At 31.2% G+C, this 17,476-nt stretch carries 14 protein-coding genes; 10 read left to right on the top strand and 4 right to left on the bottom strand.

Annotated features, from left to right (window positions below; genetic code table 11):
• The first annotated feature begins 149 nt into the window (after positions 1-149).
• From Q0828_RS18295 to trxB, 9 genes are all read left to right on the top strand, one after another.
• A complete protein-coding gene (locus Q0828_RS18295) occupies positions 150-1,394 on the top strand; it encodes an HlyD family efflux transporter periplasmic adaptor subunit (RefSeq protein WP_298424573.1) in 1,245 nt (414 codons plus the stop codon).
• A 213-nt stretch (positions 1,395-1,607) separates the two neighbouring features.
• Positions 1,608-2,309, top strand: a complete 702-nt coding sequence (locus tag Q0828_RS18290) for an ABC transporter ATP-binding protein (protein ID WP_298424571.1) — start codon at positions 1,608-1,610, stop codon at positions 2,307-2,309.
• Between the two features lie 37 nt (positions 2,310-2,346).
• Positions 2,347-4,767 carry an ABC transporter permease gene (locus Q0828_RS18285; RefSeq protein ID WP_298424569.1) on the top strand — a complete coding sequence of 807 codons (2,421 nt, stop codon included), beginning with the start codon at positions 2,347-2,349 and terminating at the stop codon, positions 4,765-4,767.
• Positions 4,768-4,770: 3 nt separating this feature from the next.
• Positions 4,771-7,188, top strand: coding sequence for an ABC transporter permease (locus tag Q0828_RS18280; RefSeq protein ID WP_298424566.1), 2,418 nt, complete (start codon positions 4,771-4,773; stop codon positions 7,186-7,188).
• Position 7,189: 1 nt separating this feature from the next.
• A complete protein-coding gene (locus tag Q0828_RS18275) occupies positions 7,190-9,586 on the top strand; it encodes an ABC transporter permease (protein WP_298424563.1) in 2,397 nt (798 codons plus the stop codon).
• A 317-nt stretch (positions 9,587-9,903) separates the two neighbouring features.
• Positions 9,904-10,761 carry a hypothetical protein gene (locus tag Q0828_RS18270; RefSeq protein ID WP_298424560.1) on the top strand — a complete coding sequence of 286 codons (858 nt, stop codon included), beginning with the start codon at positions 9,904-9,906 and terminating at the stop codon, positions 10,759-10,761.
• Between the two features lie 17 nt (positions 10,762-10,778).
• A complete protein-coding gene (locus Q0828_RS18265; protein ID WP_298424558.1) occupies positions 10,779-11,378 on the top strand; it encodes a hypothetical protein in 600 nt (199 codons plus the stop codon).
• 15 nt (positions 11,379-11,393) lie between these two features.
• Positions 11,394-11,663 carry a hypothetical protein gene (locus tag Q0828_RS18260; protein WP_298424554.1) on the top strand — a complete coding sequence of 90 codons (270 nt, stop codon included), beginning with the start codon at positions 11,394-11,396 and terminating at the stop codon, positions 11,661-11,663.
• Between the two features lie 172 nt (positions 11,664-11,835).
• Complete coding sequence (gene trxB / locus Q0828_RS18255; RefSeq protein WP_298424551.1) at positions 11,836-12,807, top strand: thioredoxin-disulfide reductase; 972 nt, start codon at positions 11,836-11,838, stop codon at positions 12,805-12,807.
• Positions 12,808-13,004: 197 nt separating this feature from the next.
• On the opposite strand, the gene Q0828_RS18250 is transcribed toward trxB, so the two are convergent.
• The 4 genes from Q0828_RS18250 to Q0828_RS18235 all read right to left on the bottom strand — a co-directional run bounded on the left by Q0828_RS18250 (position 13,005) and on the right by Q0828_RS18235 (position 16,685).
• The gene (locus Q0828_RS18250) at positions 13,005-13,733 is read right to left on the bottom strand and encodes a head GIN domain-containing protein (protein WP_298424548.1); all 729 of its coding nucleotides are present in this window, start codon (positions 13,731-13,733) and stop codon (positions 13,005-13,007) included.
• 188 nt (positions 13,734-13,921) lie between these two features.
• Positions 13,922-15,658, bottom strand: a complete 1,737-nt coding sequence (locus Q0828_RS18245; RefSeq protein ID WP_298424545.1) for a PspC domain-containing protein — start codon at positions 15,656-15,658, stop codon at positions 13,922-13,924.
• Positions 15,651-15,995: a PadR family transcriptional regulator gene (locus tag Q0828_RS18240; protein ID WP_298424542.1), complete on the bottom strand. Its 345-nt coding sequence runs from the start codon at positions 15,993-15,995 to the stop codon at positions 15,651-15,653. Before Q0828_RS18240 ends, Q0828_RS18245 begins: the two co-directional genes overlap by 8 nt.
• A 225-nt stretch (positions 15,996-16,220) precedes the next feature.
• Positions 16,221-16,685 (bottom strand): DUF4870 domain-containing protein, encoded by a 465-nt coding sequence (locus tag Q0828_RS18235; protein WP_298424539.1) that lies wholly within the window; start codon positions 16,683-16,685, stop codon positions 16,221-16,223.
• 260 nt (positions 16,686-16,945) lie between these two features.
• Here Q0828_RS18235 and Q0828_RS18230 point away from each other — a divergent pair, with 260 nt between their 5' ends.
• Complete coding sequence (locus Q0828_RS18230; protein ID WP_298424536.1) at positions 16,946-17,416, top strand: DUF4442 domain-containing protein; 471 nt, start codon at positions 16,946-16,948, stop codon at positions 17,414-17,416.
• Positions 17,417-17,476: the final 60 nt, after the last annotated feature.

Raw genomic sequence — 17,476 nt, 5'->3', positions numbered from 1 at the left:
GATGTTTGATAATGAACAAAAAAATGTTCGAAAATGAACACCTTCAAAATTCGGTTATTTTCTAAATAATTGTTAATCAGCGAATTGAGTATTTATTAATTCATGGCACAACAATGGCACTCTACTAAACAGATAAAATAATTTGAACAATGGACAAGCAAATTCAACCAAAAAACAAAAAAACAAAGCGCATGCTACTATGGGGAATTCCAGCCGTGCTTTTAGTGAGTGTGATTTTAATGAATGCAACACGCAAGAAGCAAGTAAACTTAGACAAAGAAACCGTATCAATTAGAGAGGTTGTTAAAGGCGATTTTGAAGATGTATTATTATTTAATAGTACTGTAGAACCAAAAAAATCGGTGTTAATTAATGTGATTCAAGGTGGATCTGTTTCAGAAGTTTTTGTTGAGAGTGGACAAACAGTAACTAAGGGAACACCTTTATTACGAGTTTACAATCCGAATGCAGAATTAAACTATTTAACACAAGAAACAGCAATTGTAGAACAAATTAATAATTTGAGAAATATTCGTGTTAGTATTAAAAACCAACAATTAAATTTAGATGAGCAATTACTAAGTATTGACAATGCTTACAAAAATGCAGAACGTAAATATGCTGTAGATGCACGCTTGTTTAAAAAAGAAGTGATTGCTAAAAATGATTACGAAAACTCTGAACAAGAATATAAATTTCAGAAAGAACGTAATGAAGTAATTAAATCTAAAGTTTCTAACGAAAAAAATGATAGAAATATACAACTGGCTCGCATCAATGCTTCTGTGCAAAAGATGGAAGAAAGCTTAGAATTACTTCGAAAAAACAAAGAAAATTTTATTGTAAAAGCACCTGTCGATGGTTTATTATCATCATTCAACTTAACCTTAGGACAGAACTACAATCAGGGTGATAATGTAGGGAAAATTGACGTGTTAGATGGTTATAAATTAACAGCAAAAGTGGATGAGTATTATATTTCAAAACTACGTGAAGATATCAGAGGAACGGTAACTATTAATGAACAAAAAGTGCCAATTCGTTTATCAAAAATAGATCCTGAAATTCTAAAAGGAGGTTTTCATGTAGAATTACAATTTGAGAATGATTCACTTTCATCAGCTATACGAGGAGGAATGTCATTAAAAAGTAAAATGTTTTTATCAAACAATAGCAAAGCTTTATTATTACCAAAAGGATTGTTTTATCAAAGTACCAATGGGAAATGGGTTTTTGTCTTAAACTCAGATAATAAAGCGGTAAAACGAGAAGTAAAGATCGGACGCGAAAACCCTTTTTATTATGAAGTATTGGAAGGTTTACAAGAAGGTGATCGCGTAATTACATCAAGTTATGACGATTTTGAAGAAATGGAAGAAATTAACTTAAACTAAATTATCATGATTGTATTTGTATTCATACTCATAGAAAAGCTTGTCACATTAGTGTAATTAAGGTTTAAGAATTTTATTCAAATTAATAAATAACACATTCAACAGTAAAAAAAAATCATCAATCATACTTCGGCTCCGCTCAATATAAATAAAACATCAATCAAATAGAAACACATCATATTGGGCGTAGTCGAAATAAAAAAATAAAAAAACATGATCACATTAACAGATTTAACGAAAGTTTACAGAACAGAAGAAGTAGAAACAACAGCAATTAACAAATTAAATTTGACCGTAAAAGAAGGTGAGTTTGTGTCTATTATGGGAACATCAGGTTGTGGAAAATCTACCTTATTAAACATCATCGGATTATTAGATGCGCCAAATGAAGGAAGCTATTCTTTTGATGGAACTGAAGTGGCAAAATTTACAGAAAAACAACGCGCTTCTTTGCGTAAAGCTAATATTGGATTTGTATTTCAGAACTTCAACCTTATTGATGAACTTTCAGTATATGAAAACATTGAGTTGCCATTAATTTACAACAATGTAAAATCGAGCGAACGCAAGCAACGTGTTACCGAAATTATGGAACGTGTTGGAATTGCACACAGAGCAAAACATTTTCCATTACAACTTTCTGGAGGACAACAACAACGTGTTGCAGTGGCAAGAGCTTTGGTAACAAATCCGAAACTAATTTTAGCCGATGAGCCAACAGGAAATTTAGATAGTAAAAATGGTAATGAAGTAATGGAATTATTAACAGAATTACATGCTTCAGGCGCTACAATTATCATGGTAACGCATTCGTCATACGATGCACAATTTTCTAGCAGAATTGTCATGATGAAAGATGGCGAAGTTATTTCTGAGAAAACAAACACACGCGACATTGACGTATTAGTAGAGTAACAAAAGTCTAAACATTCATCAATCAAAAAACGAACTTATGTTACAAACTTGGATAAAATTATTTTTTAGAAATAGTAAAAAGAATTGGCTCAATTTGGCAGTCAATATTTCAGGATTAACACTCGGATTTGCAGGCTTACTCATAGTATTATTATATTTCAATGATGAGTTGAGTTACAACGATTGGAATCCTAATAAAGAAGACATTTATAGAGTCTCAAACGAATCAAGAGAAAACGGAATATGGTTTTCAAGCACTTCTGCAGAAGCTATTCTTTTTAAAAGCGATATTCCTGAAGTAGAAGAAACGATTTTAGTATCTCCTTTCTACAGAAGTCGTGTGTTAATTGACGGAGGAACAAAGGTGTATACAGATAAAACGACATTGACAGAACCTAATTTCTTCGACTTTTTTCCTTTTACAATTATAGAAGGAAGCACTACAAAATTTGCGGAAAACAGAAAGCATATTGCACTTTCAAAAACATTGGCTTCAAAATTATATGGAAAGAAAAGTTCAATAGGTAAAATGATCAAAATTGATGGTAATGATCACATTATTACTTGTGTGTATGAAGTGCCAGGAAATTCGCATTACGAGTCAGAACTGTTATTACAGTTTAGCAAGCCATTTGAACTGCATTGGGGAAATTTTCAAAATGAACTCTTCTGTAGACTGACAAAAGATTCTAATACTGATGAAGTACGTGAAAAAATGAACAATGTCATCATTGAAAGAAATGTAAAACCGCAATTGGCAACAAACAATATGACATTAGAAGAAGTGAAAGAAAAGTATGGTGTTATGACAGTATTGTTGGAGCAACTCAGCACCATACGTTTGCATCACAAAGCTAATAATGCAGGTCCTGGCGGAAAAGGAAACTATCAATTATTATTGGTATTGTTGGGATTATCAATTTTACTAATTGTGATTTCCTGTGTAAACTTTATCAATCTATCAACAGCTTCTGCAAGTCAACGAGCTAAAGAAGTTGGAGTAAAGAAAACACTTGGTTTATCTAAAAAACAACTCATTTTTCAATATGTATTTGAAATTTTATTTCAAGGGTTATTGGCATTATTATTAGGATTAATTTTAGTTGAATTCCTGTTGCCATACTTCAATCAATTTATGGATAAAAACATCACCTTATTGAATGGCGAAGTTTTATTAAAGTTGATAGGAATTGCTATTATCACTTCAATTCTTATAGGAAGTGTGCCAGCTTTGTATTTGGCTAACTTTAAGACAATTGAGGTTTTAAAAGGAAACTTTTCAAGAAGTAAAAAAGGAATCATTGCCCGAAACATTATGTTAGGATTACAATTCTTAATCTCTGGATTTTTCCTGATAGGTGTGTTGGTAATTTACAATCAAATGGCATTTATGATTCATAAAGATCTAGGCTTCAAAAAAGAACAAACATTAGTTGTAGATGTATACAATTTAGGAGATGAATTTAAGAAATATACTTTGGTAAAAAATGTGATGTCTAAACATGAAAACATTACAGGAGTTTCAACTAGTATGTTTGTGCCTGGCGATGGAAATGTAAACGGAACCAATCTTGAATACCGAGAGAAAGATATTGGTTTCAATGCAGGATCAAATACTGTCGATCATAACTATGTAGAATTTGCACAGCTCAATTTACTAAAAGGAAGAACTTTTTCAGAAGAAATTGCATCTGATACAATTACAAGTATCATCTTAAACGAAACTGCAGCAAAACGCTTAGGAATTTACAATGATCCAATTGGTAAAAAAGTGAATATAGGTTGGCAGCGACAAGGCGATGAACGCAAGCTAGAAGTTGTAGGAATGGTACAAGATTATCACTTTGATGGTTTTGATGTAAAGATAGATCCTATGTTTTTAATTCATTGGAAAACATTCCCAAGAACAAAAGATTGGATCAATGCTATACAGTTTAAAATAAAATCAGATAATATATCACAAACTATTGCTGATATAGAAGAGTTTTGGAAAGAAAACATAGATGACAAATATCCGTTTAACTATGAATTTTTAGATGCGCATTTTGCACAAACCTATGAAAAGTATGAAAAGCAACAAACGATGTTTTTAATTCTATCTACTATTGTTATCATCATTTCATTACTTGGTTTATTTGCGTTAGCAACCTTAACTATTCAACAACGATTGAAAGAAGTAGCTATTAGAAAAACATTGGGAGCTTCTGTAAAAGAAATCATTTTCCAATTGGTAAAAAGCTTCTTAAAAATAACCTTGATAGCTTTAGTAGTCTTATTACCAGTATCATATTACTTAATGCAAAACTGGCTCGATAATTTTGTGTATCGTATCGATATGCCCATTTGGCCATACATCATTACACCAATTGTATTGTTACTATTAGTATTTACGGTAGTAGGAGTAAAGGCGTTAAACGCGACAAAAATAGATTTAATCAAATACTTAAAATTCGAATAAGCTATGTTCAAAACTTGGTTAAAATTATTTTATAGAAATAACAAAAAAAATTGGCTCAATTTGGTAGTCAATATATCAGGATTAACTCTTGGTTTTGCAGGTTTATTGGTTGTGTTGTTATATTTCAATGACGAATTGAGCTATAATAGATCAAACCCAAATAAGAATGAAATATTTAGGGTAATTCATAAAATGTCTGATGGAGAAATTTGGGCAAGTAGTACAAATATAGAAGGTGTTAAATACAAAGAAGATATTCCAGAAATTGAAGACTATTATTTAAGTAATGGCTGGTATGATAATTCATTAATAAAAGTTGATGACAAAGAATTGTATACCAGAAAAATATTGGAAGGTACTTCAAACTTCTTTGATTTTTTCCCTTTTAAAATAGTAGAAGGAAATACAGCTACCTTTAAACAGACAAGAAACAACATTGCACTTTCTCAAAAGCAAGCTAAAATACTTTTTGGAAATGAATCTGCCATTGGGAAATCTATCAACTTTGTAAATAGAGAATTTACTGTTACAACAGTATATAAAATTGAAGGAAAGCATTTCTTTATGCCTTCAATGGTAATACAATATGAAAAGCAAATTACTAATGCGCGTTGGGGGAATTTTTCAAAAGCATTATTTATAAAAACAGTTGAAAATCCAGTGCTAAACGATTTAGAGGAAAAAGCTTTAGCAGTTTGGTATCAAAATGAAGTATTACCATCAGCAAAAAAACAAGGAATCACTCCAGAAGAGTTTATGGAAAAATATGGTACAACTCCTGTTTTTGAACCTATAGAAGACATTCGTTTAAAGACTATTGCTGATGATACAGGACCAGAAGGTAGTGGAAATTATCAGTTGATTCTTATAATGCTTTCGTTATCAATTTTGTTAATTATAATTTCTTGTGTGAACTTTATCAATTTATCAATTGCATCAGCAACACAAAGAGCTAAAGAAGTAGGTGTAAAGAAAACATTTGGTTTATCTAAAATTACTTTGATAAAACAATATGCGTTAGAAATAGTACTTCAAGGTTTTATAGCTTTTATGTTATCATTATTGTTAGTAGAACTCATTTTACCATACTTTAATGAATTTATGAATAAAGACATCTCAATCTTAGAGATCAATTTATTATTAGAAATCGCAATACTTGCTATTGTAATTTCAATATTTATAGGAGCTATTCCAGCATTATACTTAGCAAAATTTAAATCTGTAGAGGTATTAAAAGGAAATATTTCAAGAAGTAAAAAAGGTGTTTTTGCAAGAAATATGATGTTGGGAATTCAATTTCTAATTTCAGGTTTTTTCCTTACAGGTTCAATCATTATCAATAGACAAGTTGTATATATGATGGAAAAAGATCTTGGTTTTAAAGGCGATCAAGTAGTGATGATTTCCATGAATAAATACAAAGATCGCTATAAAAATTATTTACTTGCTAAAAAGGAATTAGTAAAACATCCTAATATTGAGACTATTACGAGTAATTCATTTATTATTGGTGGCGGAAGCTCAAGTTCTACAAATTTTGATTACAAAGATATATCTGTACAAACAAACTCTAACTCTATAGATTACAACTATTTGGATGTGATGAAAATTGAAATTATAAAAGGTAGAGGGTTACAAGAAGAAATAGCATCTGACACCATAAAAAATATTTTAATCAATGAAACGCTTGCCAAAGCTTTGAATATATACAATAATCCTATTGGGGAAAAATTGAATGCAGGTTTTCAAGGCGATCATAACGATGGTAAAAATTTACAAGTTATCGGTATGGTAAAAGATTATCATATTACAGGTTTAGATGGTAAAATACCTCCAACAGCATTTATGCATTGGAATAGTTTTGATTGGATGAAACAAAACTTTTGGACTATTCAAATTAAAATAAAACCTGACAATATTCAAGAAACACTAGGCTTTATTGAAAATTATTGGAAAGAAAACATAGAGGAAGGATACCCTTTTAACCCTGTATTTGTTGACAAACGTTTTGCAAGAACATATAAAAAATACCAAAGGCAGCAAACCTTATTTTTTATTCTAACAAGTATTGTAATTATTATTTCCTTATTAGGATTGTTTGCTTTGGCAACTTTAACCATTCAACAGCGATTAAAAGAAGTTGCTATTCGTAAAATCCTTGGAGCTTCTGTAAAAGAAATCATTTTCCAATTGGTAAAAAGCTTCTTGAAAATAACCTTGATAGCCTTAGTAATTTTATTACCAGTATCATATTACTTAATGCAAAACTGGCTCGATAATTTTGTATATCGTATAGATATGCCTGTTTGGCCATACATTATTACACCAATAGTATTGTTACTATTAGTATTTACGGTAGTAGGAGTAAAGGCGTTAAACGCAACAAAAATAGATTTAATCAAATACTTAAAATTCGAATAATATGGTAACGACTTGGCTAAAATTATTTTTTAGAAATAGTAAAAAGAACTGGCTCAATACCATTATAAATATTAGTGGTTTAACGCTCGGTTTAGTAGGGTTGATCATTGTATTATTATACTATAACGATGAAAAAAGTTATGATCAATGGAATTCTCAGAAAGATATAGTATACAAAATTTCACATAAATGGGGAGATGGACAAGTATACGATGGTGCAACTGATCCGGAAGGAGAAGCAGTAAAGGAAATCGTTCCGGAAGTTTCTGATTATTGCAATGTAAACTCAGGGTACAATAGTCAAATATTACGTTATAAAGACAAATCTGTATATGAAACTAAAATAGGAAAAGCGAATGCAAACTTTTTTGAATTTTTCCCACACGAAATTGTAAAAGGAGATGCAAAAACAATTTTGGCAACAAAAACTGCTATTGCGCTTTCTACAGATTTAGAAAAACAATTATTTGGAGATAAAGAATCTATAGGAAAAACCATTAAATACGGAAAGCGAGAATACATCGTAACAGGTGTTTATAAACTTTCTAAGCCATCTGTATATTTGCCAAATGCTATATTACACAGACCAATTACCACAAATGATCATTGGGGCGGATATGGTGTATATACGTTTTACAAAGTCCCGAAAGGAACTGATTTAGCCTCGGTTGAAAAGAAAATTTTTGATATATATGTAGATAACTATTACAAAAATGAGGCAGCCGAACAAGGAATTACGGTAGATGATTATGTATCTATGCAAGGTTCGTATCCTATGTTGGAAAAACTAGTCGATTTGCGTTTGCATGGAAAAGGAGATGAAGGTATGATAGAAGGAAAAGGAAACTACTTATTACTTGTTATCATGTTGAGTTTATCAATTCTGATTATTGTGATTTCAAGTATTAACTTTATCAATTTATCGATAGCTTCGGCAAGTCAACGTGCTAAAGAAGTTGGTGTAAAGAAAACACTAGGAGTTTCAAAAATTGGATTGCAATTACAATTCATTTTAGAAATCGTAGTGCAAGGAATCATATCTATATTTTTAGCATTGATTATTGTAGAATTATTGTTGCCAATTTTTAATGCATTTATCAATAAAGACTTGTCATTGCAAAGTATTGAAATCATTTTGCAAGTTGGTTTGCTAGCGATTGCGATATCAATAATTATTGGATTTATAACGGCTTTATACATTTCTAATTTTAAAACAATTAGTGTCTTAAAAGGAAACTTCTCTAGAAGCGGACGTATGATTTTTGTTAGAAACCTTATGCTAGGATTGCAATTTGTAATCTCTGGATTTTTCTTCATTGGTGGTTTGGTAGTGTATGCACAAGTAGATTATATGAGTTCGAAAGACTTAGGTTTTTCAGGAGAAGAGATTTTAGTTGTAGATTTTAATAATTCACAGGTTAGCAGGAGTAAGCAATACAAGTTGATTAAAAATGTATTTAGTAACAATCCAAATATAGAAGATATTTCATCTACGTTTTTAGTACCTGGTGATGACAATGATATTTCATTAGACGTAATGCATAAAGATGTTGTTGTGGATATAAAATTTATTCCTTTAGATTTTGGTCATTTAGAAATGATCAATACTAAAATTTCCAAAGGAAGATACTTCTCTGAAGACTTTGCATCTGATACTATAAATAGTGTTATTTTTAATGAAACTGCTGTGAAACGTCTAGGGATTGCAAATGACCCTATAAATAAAGAAGTAAGAATCAATGAAAAGAAATTTAACATAGTTGGTGTAGTAAAAGATTATCATATTGAAGGACTAGATAAAGAAATTCGCCCAGCATTCTTTACATATTATACAGGCTTTGATTGGATTCGCGGTGCAATGAGTACAGTGCAATTCAAAATAAAAGAAGGAAAAAAACAAGAAACTTTAGCAGAAATTGAACGTTTTTGGACAACCGAATTAGAACCAGGTTATCCGTTTTCATTTTACTATTTAGATCAATATTATAGCAAAACACATGATATTTATAAAAAGCAACAAAAGCTATTTTTCATTCTCACATTAGTTGTAATATTTATAGCATTACTTGGTTTATTCGCGTTAGCAACTTTAACCATTCAACAGCGATTAAAAGAAGTTGCTATTCGTAAAACACTTGGTGCTTCGGTAAAGCAAATCATTATTCAATTGATTAAAAGTTTTATCAAAATCACTGGAATTGCAGTGGTAGTTTTAATTCCAATAGCATATTATTTAATGCAAAACTGGCTAAATAATTTTGCGTATAGAATTGAAATGCCGCTATGGCCATTTATCATTGCACCAATCATATTAGTACTCTTAGTTTTTATTGTTGTTGGAATCAAAGCGTTGAATGCAACCAAAGTAGATTTAATCAAGTATTTAAAGTTTGAATAATAGGTATATGATCTAAAAAAAAAATCACATTTAAAATTTTTAACCTAAAGCATATTTTAAGACTTCCTATAACATTTCTTTTTTTAAGGAATAATAGGAAGTCTTTTCATTATATCGTATAAAAAATATTCATCTAATTTAAAAATAAGTAGTTAACTATAAAAACGTAAGAAAATGCAGAATGATTTCCGAGAATCTTTTTTTATTATGTACTATCAAACTACGTAAATGTACTTGAAAGGCAAACAAGTATTTTCCTGTTTTCAATTACGCGTTTAATATTGTAAGTTTGGTAAAACTGACTAAACCCATATTATATGCCAATTTCAAAATCAGACCCTACACCAAAAACGCCTAAACAAGATGAGGTGGAACCTAAAACTCCAACGCCCAAAGTAACAACAGCAAAAAAAGAAGTACCTAAGGTTACTAGAGCAAAAACAACACTTGACAAGCCAGCCCCAAAAGGCATTCATAAAGGTGTTTCGGATGACTTAATGATTCAAATCAAAGGGGAATTGGAAAACATGCTTTCATTTGCAATGCGTAATGGTAAAGTGATTAACACGGAATTAAATCCTTTAATAGAAAGTAATAATCTAGATGATTTAATCACTGCACATAACATTTTGACTAAAAATATTGCGCCAGCTACGCCAAAGTCTATTAAGTATTTAAAAAAACTAAACGATAGAGAAAACAATGGAGCGGTATTTAGTAAGCTGCCAATTATTCGAAATTTAATTATACTCGCATTATTTTTTCTACTTCTTTTTATTGGAACTTCATTGTCAGATAAAGTAGATAAAGTATCGCTTGCCAAAGGCGTACTAGCAAATGATGGGGAATCGCTATTACTCAATTTATTATTTATATGCGCAACTTCAGGTTTAGGAGTTGTCTTTTACTTATTGAAAAGCGTAAGTGAAGGAATTCAGAAAGGAACCTTAATGCCAGAGCAATCTATTTATTATGTAGGTTTGATTGTTTTAGGAATTATGTCTGGATTAATTCTATCTGAAATTGTAGCAACATATAACAATGGAGAAAGTTTGACTGTTTTCAATAGTTGCGTATTAGCACTTGTTGGAGGATTTTCTTCGGACGCAATTTTTAGTGTACTACAAGGAATCATAAATAAAATAAAAGCGGTCTTTACATCAGATAACGAATAAAAAATAAATAAAATATTATGAAACTAATTATAAAAAGTATCTTGACGCTCGGAATTTTTATAGGAATTGTTTCCTGTGCTTCCATTCCTGCTTCTACAGCAACGCTTTCGCAAGAAGTTATTACGGAAGCAAATGAAATGCATCAACTTAATATTGCACTGATCAATAAATTATTTGATGAACGAAAAGACAAAGTGGATGATTTTATTAATAATCAATACATTCCAGCATTTACCAAAAATTTTCAGGCAAAAATTCCAGCAGGAACAGATGTCAGTGCCGAATTGCCAAACATTTTAAAAAGTGTAATGCCTGTAATTAATAAAAAACGCGATTCGTTTCACAATGTGTTAGATGCACAACGACAAAATATGATTACCTCATTAAATTCTACATATGCTGACTACCAACAAGCAAGTGCGGCGTTACAAAATTTAATTAGTTCAGCTGTAAAACTTAAACAATCAGAATCAAATACCTTAGCACAAATACAAAAGTTAACGGGAACAAATATTAATGTAGGAAAAATTCAAAACCATTTGGATAGCTTATTAATAAAAACAGGAAATGGTTTTGATAAATTATTAAAAGCAGAATCAGCGATCAACGGAAACTAACTAAAACTAAAACTTATGAGCAATATAGATTGGGATAGTATAGCAAACGATGCAGCTTCACAAACAGATGCACAATTTCATACAACCATAGCAAGCTTAACACGTATGAGCATTACAGAGATTGACACTTTTATAAAAGAAAGTAAAATATCAAATGGGAATGCGATTAAAGTATTACAAGAAATTAATAACGCTACTGCTTCAAACAACGCAAAAGCAGACGCCATAGCAAATATTGATAATGGTGTCAATTTCTTAGTAAGTTTGGCAAATAGAATTGTATAAGACGATAAAAAAGTAAAAATAATAGAAGCAATACCTGTAAAATTAGGTGTTGCTTTTTTTCATTTAAAAAGATATCAAACAGTTAGCTAACATTTGTTAATAAATTTTATGTAAGGAATTCAGATAAAAAGCTACTTTTGTTAAAAAGCGTTTAATAATTAGAAAAAAGAATATGTCAGATACTCAACAAGCATTAGATTGCTTAATCATAGGAAGTGGACCTGCAGGATATACTGCAGCTATTTATGCTGCAAGAGCAGATATGAATCCTGTAATGTACACAGGAATGGAGCCAGGAGGACAATTAACAACTACAACAGAAGTTGATAACTTCCCTGGATATCCGCAAGGAACTGACGGAACTGCCATGATGGAAGATTTGAAAAATCAAGCAACTCGTTTTGGTACAGACGTACGTTTTGGATATGCAACACGTGTAGATTTTTCAAAAGAAGTTGGTGGAATTCACAAGGTTTATGTTGATGATGGAAATGGAGAACAAGAATTCTTAGCTAAAACGGTAATTATCTCAACTGGAGCTTCTGCAAAATATTTAGGATTAGAAAGTGAAGAACGTTTAAAAGGTGGTGGTGTTTCTGCATGTGCTACTTGTGACGGTTTCTTCTATAAAGGACAAGATGTAATTGTTGTTGGAGGTGGAGATACAGCTGCTGAAGAAGCAACGTACTTAGCAAAACTTTGTAAAAAAGTAACGATGTTAGTTCGTAAAGATGAAATGAGAGCTAGTAAAGCAATGCAACATCGTGTAAACAATACAGAAAACTTAGACGTATTATACAATACTGAATTGGATGAAGTATTAGGTAGTATGGTTGTTGAAGGTGTAAGAGTTGTAAATAACCAAACACAAAAGAAACATGAAATTGCTGTAACGGGAGTTTTCATTGCCATTGGTCATAAACCAAATACAGACATGTTTAAAAATGTGTTAGATATGGATGAAACGGGATACTTAATTACAGGAGCAAAATCTACAAAGACAAACATCCCAGGCGTATTTGCAGCAGGAGATGTACAAGATAAAGAATACAGACAAGCAATTACTGCTGCTGGTTCAGGTTGTATGGCTGCTTTAGATGCAGAACGTTACTTAGCGTCTGTAGAAGATATGGTAGAAGCCTAAATACAAAATAACATACAATTGAAAAATGCGCTACATTAGATGTAAGCGCATTTTTTTGGTTTTAGGTGTAAGACTCGCTTTTCTTCTGAAATTCCTTCTTAGCGAAATCTTAGGCTTTGTAGTTTTTAAGTGTTGGTTTGGTGTTGGTATTATGTTTTTAGATAAACTTATTATTGCATTAATTCATAGCTAGTTCATTATTTCTTATAAACTCCTCCAGAAACAGACTTGTTTTTCGAAACAGATTCTGGATTCCCATAATAATGAATATCGCCGCCACTAGAACTTTTAGCGTCTAATTTTTCAGAAGTATTCACCGTAACATCAGCGCCACTACTAGCAGAAGCGTTACATGTTTTTACTTCTAAATCTTTAGCATGAATATCACTTCCGCTACTTGCATCAGCGCGTAACGAATTTGCTGTTCCAGATATTTTAATATCTGCTCCACTAGAAGTTGAACAAAAAACAGATTCGGCTTTTACTTCAATTTTAATATCAGCGCCACTATTACTCTTTACCTCTAAATCTTCAGCAACTAATACATCTGTAGAATATACATCTGCGCCACTTGTACTTACAATTTTGTCTATCTCAGGTAAGCTAACATATATTTTTTTAGACTTAGCACGACCAATATTTTCTTTAGTATGAATGGTAAGTACACCATTATTAATATCAGTAGCAATTAATGAAATAATGTTTTCGTCAGCTTCCACTTCAATAGATTGTGTGTTGCTTTGTGTAATATAAACGTCTAACCCTTCAGAGGCTTTCACTTTCGTAAATGTTTCGTCGGCGTCTCTTTCTTCAGAAACGACATTTCCGTTTCCAGTTTTTCCAGTGTTAAAATTCATATCAAAGTGACATGAACTTACTAATAAGCCTATAATGGCAATGGTGATGAATCGTGCGATGGTGATCATAATTTAGTTTTTTTATTGTTTTATGAATTGATGATTATTGATGGTATTTTCAAACAATCCAACTACCAAAACTGTGATGAGTAGTTTTAATAGTGCATATATGGATTGTTAAATGTTCATTTTTGATTGATGATTTGCTTCAACGGCTACATGTAATGTGTTTTACACTGAGCTACGTAGAAGTGCATTTAATTTTTATTCAGTGAATCTGCCTGAATACTATCCTTAGCTACTTTTTCTTTTTTATTACTAAGTTTAATGTCTACATTATTTGTATTAATAATAACCTTGCTTTTTTTGTCTTCTTTCTTTCCTTTATTCTTTAGTTTGTCAATACTTTTTGGACAGTCTAAACAAATCAAATCGTCGTCAATTACTTTTAAGTAATGCTTCTCTTGTCCTTGATCTAATATATCTCCGTATCTTGAATAGTTTTTATGGTATGAACGTGTGTTTTTATCCGCATATAAAATAACTCCTTTTGGTAAATACACTGTAATTTCAACTTCTTGTTGGTTATGTCTGTCGTTTGTGTCAAACAAGAAGTAACCATTCAATTTTAATGTATTATCTTCAAACACATAGCTGTAATCAATATTACGAGCGCGTTCTTTAGCGCTATCATAAGATACTCCACCAGCTTCTTTTTTAATCTTAATTCGTGCATTTTCGCTTTCAGATTGCTTTACAATTAATCGTATTGCTGATGAATATAAAATGATATCATCATTCTGATCGTATACTTTTTCATAATCATTAAAATCTCTGTACAATCGTACATCATAAAAATCATTACCTACCATTTTAATGTTTAAGGTATCATTAGCCTTAATAGGTAATTCAGTTCTAGTATTTACAGAAGCATCAATATGTCTGTGCATAGCTGCATTAGATCCAATCACAGTTGCTGCAATAATAGCTCCGAGCCATGCAATAACTAGTGCAATTTTTGTTGGTGTACCGATAGATTTAGAATTCTTTACTAAAATGCGGATTCCTAAAATAAATAATGCAAATGCTGGAATTCCTAAAATTAGTAAGAGTAACAATCCAAAAGTCCATCTTGGCACTTCGCTAATCATACCTAAATCTTGGTAGTATAGCCATCCGTCACCTATATTTAAATTATTGAAATCAAAGAAACTAACACTAATTGCAGAGAAAATAATTCCAATTAACAATGATGCAGCAGTAACGATAAAAATAACGCCAAACAATTTTGCAAATCCTTTTAAAACGACTACTAAAATATCGCCTAAAGAATCAAAGAAGGAACTAGCTCCACTTTTGGCTTTTTGACCAACTTGTTGGAAGTCTACATCGCTTATTCGTTCTTGAACATCATCAAACCCTTCTTTTATTTTTTTTTCTATATTGGTGATGTTCGCCGGCTTTCCCGCCATTGCAAGCTTTTCAGAAGTTGTATTTGCTTTAGGAATGATAAACCATAAAATGATATATACTAAAATTGGTGATCCAACTCCTGCTAATACTATAATAATAGCAATTAAACGAATCCATAGAGCATCAAAACCAAAGTACTGTGCTAAACCGGCACAAACTCCTCCTAAAAACTTATTATCATAATCTCTATACAATTTTCTGTAAGTAGTACTTTGACGATATCCTCCAGCTGGTGGATGATCTTCAAAAATTTCATCGTCTACCAAGTAATCTTCAGGCTGTCCCATAATTTCAATTACTTCTTCAACTTCCTTCATACCAATAACTTGGCGTTCACTTTTAATGCGTTCTGAAAAAAGTTCGGCAACTCTCGCTTCAATATCAGAGATAATTTCATCTCTTCCTTGTGAATCGGTAAAGGAGCGTTTAATAGCGTTTAAATATCGCTGTAGGCTGTTATATGCGTCTTCATCAATATGAAAAAACATATTTGCTAAATTTATATTGATTGTCTTATTCATTAGTTGTATTTTTTTGGCGTGTTACGAGTGATACGGCATTTTGTAAATTGTCCCAAGTGGTGTTCAGTTCTTTAAGAAATAATTGTCCTGTTTCTGTGAGTCCATAATATTTTCTTGGCGGCCCAGAAGTTGATTCTTCCCAGCGGTAACTTAATAAACCAGCATTTTTTAACCTTGTCAGTAATGGATAAATTGTTCCTTCTACGACAAGCATTTTTGCGTCTTTCAACGTGCCAAGTATTTCGGCTACATATGCATCTTTATCTCGTAAGATGGATAAAATGCAATACTCTAACACACCTTTACGCATTTGTGCTTTTGTGTTTTCTATCTTCATGTTTTCATGTGTCTTTTAATGATACTGTTCGTTTTTTCATTTCGACTATGCTCAATGTGACGTGTCATAGTTTTTTTGATTGATGTTTAATGGTTCGTTTTACATTGAGCGGTCGAAGTGTTGATTGATGATTGATTGATGATTGATGATGTTACACTTAACTAAGCTTGCGTAATGATTGATGATTTTACACTGAGCTAAGTTAAAGTGTGATTGATGATATTTTTATTTTATGAATCTAAATGTAAATGGATACAAATAGCGTTCTCCTTCATTTGCTTTCATCGCTGCAATAATAGTATATGCAATATTTACAGCAAATAATAACAAATGACCTAAGCAAGCTAAAATTCCAATAAAAGAAGCGTGATGTAAATGAAACCCATCGCTCAAATTGATTGAGATATTGTTAAACTGAAAAGCATCCCATAAATTAAAATGATGTAATCCAAAAATAATGCTTATTGGAAAAAGAAGGATAGCACCTGCAATTCTATAACATAATAAGCTCAATTGGAAATTTATAACTTCTTTTCCATGATGATCTATAAAACTTGATTCCTTTTTATAAATAGACCAAAATATGATCGGAACTATAAAATTTCCTAAAGGAAAAAAGTACTTACTAAAAGCGGCTACATGTAAAACTGTAGCGACATTTCTTTGATGTTTTGTGATTGCAGAGTCCATTACCTATTATTTTCTTATACAAATATATGGCTAAAAAAAGGTATTATGCAAAACATAGTACTAAAATTTAACATAATTTAACATTTAAAAATCGACATGTAGTGATGTTTAATGCTTTTGTGTGTTGATTATCAGTATTTTGCGGTTTGTTTTTAAGTTTTGGTAAATATTTTTAAAAAATAAACTAAAAATTAACTTTTCTTAAAAATCATTCAAATTTTCGTATTTTGCCAATATGAATTTAATGAAAATGATACAAAATGGCTAAAAAACTAACACCATCTAACATAAATAAATTTTTACTTTTCAAACTTCCTTCAGCATATTTTTCTGGAGTACGTTTAAAAGCAATTTCAGTACAAGAAGCAACAGTTACGGTAAAACATCGCTGGATCAATCAAAATCCTTTTAAATCATTATACTGGGCAACGCAAGGAATGGCTTCCGAATTGGCCACAGGTGTACTGGTAATACAGGGAATTGAAAATTCTGGCAAAAAAATATCAATGCTAGTACAATCGCAAAATGGACACTTTACCAAAAAAGCAACAGGACGAATTAACTTTATATGTAAAGATGGTGACAAAGTAAAAACTGCAATTGATGCGGCAATTGCTACAGGAGAAGGGCAAAGTCTTACCTTACATGCAGAAGGATTTAATGAAGCAGGCGAGAGCGTTTCTAAATTCTCATATGAATGGGCATTAAAACTCAGAAAGAAAAAAGTGTAACAAAAGTACTTTTTTTACATCTAATAAAAATCAATCAACACTTCGACTTAGTTCAGTGTA

The sequence above is a fragment of the uncultured Kordia sp. genome (genome assembly GCF_947496985.1).
GTDB lineage: Bacteria > Bacteroidota > Bacteroidia > Flavobacteriales > Flavobacteriaceae > Kordia.
Note: the sequence above shows the minus strand (reverse complement) of the source record. Positions and strands in the feature narration are given on the sequence as shown.

What these genes read in the sequence shown, in the direction of transcription:
- Q0828_RS18295 (WP_298424573.1), top strand. Translation starts at nt 150, where the DNA reads ATGGACAAGCAAATTCAACCAAAAAACAAAAAAACAAAGCGCATGCTA.
- Q0828_RS18290 (WP_298424571.1), top strand. Translation starts at nt 1,608, where the DNA reads ATGATCACATTAACAGATTTAACGAAAGTTTACAGAACAGAAGAAGTA.
- Q0828_RS18285 (WP_298424569.1), top strand. Translation starts at nt 2,347, where the DNA reads ATGTTACAAACTTGGATAAAATTATTTTTTAGAAATAGTAAAAAGAAT.
- Q0828_RS18280 (WP_298424566.1), top strand. Translation starts at nt 4,771, where the DNA reads ATGTTCAAAACTTGGTTAAAATTATTTTATAGAAATAACAAAAAAAAT.
- Q0828_RS18275 (WP_298424563.1), top strand. Translation starts at nt 7,190, where the DNA reads ATGGTAACGACTTGGCTAAAATTATTTTTTAGAAATAGTAAAAAGAAC.
- Q0828_RS18270 (WP_298424560.1), top strand. Translation starts at nt 9,904, where the DNA reads ATGCCAATTTCAAAATCAGACCCTACACCAAAAACGCCTAAACAAGAT.
- Q0828_RS18265 (WP_298424558.1), top strand. Translation starts at nt 10,779, where the DNA reads ATGAAACTAATTATAAAAAGTATCTTGACGCTCGGAATTTTTATAGGA.
- Q0828_RS18260 (WP_298424554.1), top strand. Translation starts at nt 11,394, where the DNA reads ATGAGCAATATAGATTGGGATAGTATAGCAAACGATGCAGCTTCACAA.
- trxB (WP_298424551.1), top strand. Translation starts at nt 11,836, where the DNA reads ATGTCAGATACTCAACAAGCATTAGATTGCTTAATCATAGGAAGTGGA.
- Q0828_RS18250 (WP_298424548.1), bottom strand. Translation starts at nt 13,733, where the DNA reads ATGATCACCATCGCACGATTCATCACCATTGCCATTATAGGCTTATTA.
- Q0828_RS18245 (WP_298424545.1), bottom strand. Translation starts at nt 15,658, where the DNA reads ATGAATAAGACAATCAATATAAATTTAGCAAATATGTTTTTTCATATT.
- Q0828_RS18240 (WP_298424542.1), bottom strand. Translation starts at nt 15,995, where the DNA reads ATGAAGATAGAAAACACAAAAGCACAAATGCGTAAAGGTGTGTTAGAG.
- Q0828_RS18235 (WP_298424539.1), bottom strand. Translation starts at nt 16,685, where the DNA reads ATGGACTCTGCAATCACAAAACATCAAAGAAATGTCGCTACAGTTTTA.
- Q0828_RS18230 (WP_298424536.1), top strand. Translation starts at nt 16,946, where the DNA reads ATGGCTAAAAAACTAACACCATCTAACATAAATAAATTTTTACTTTTC.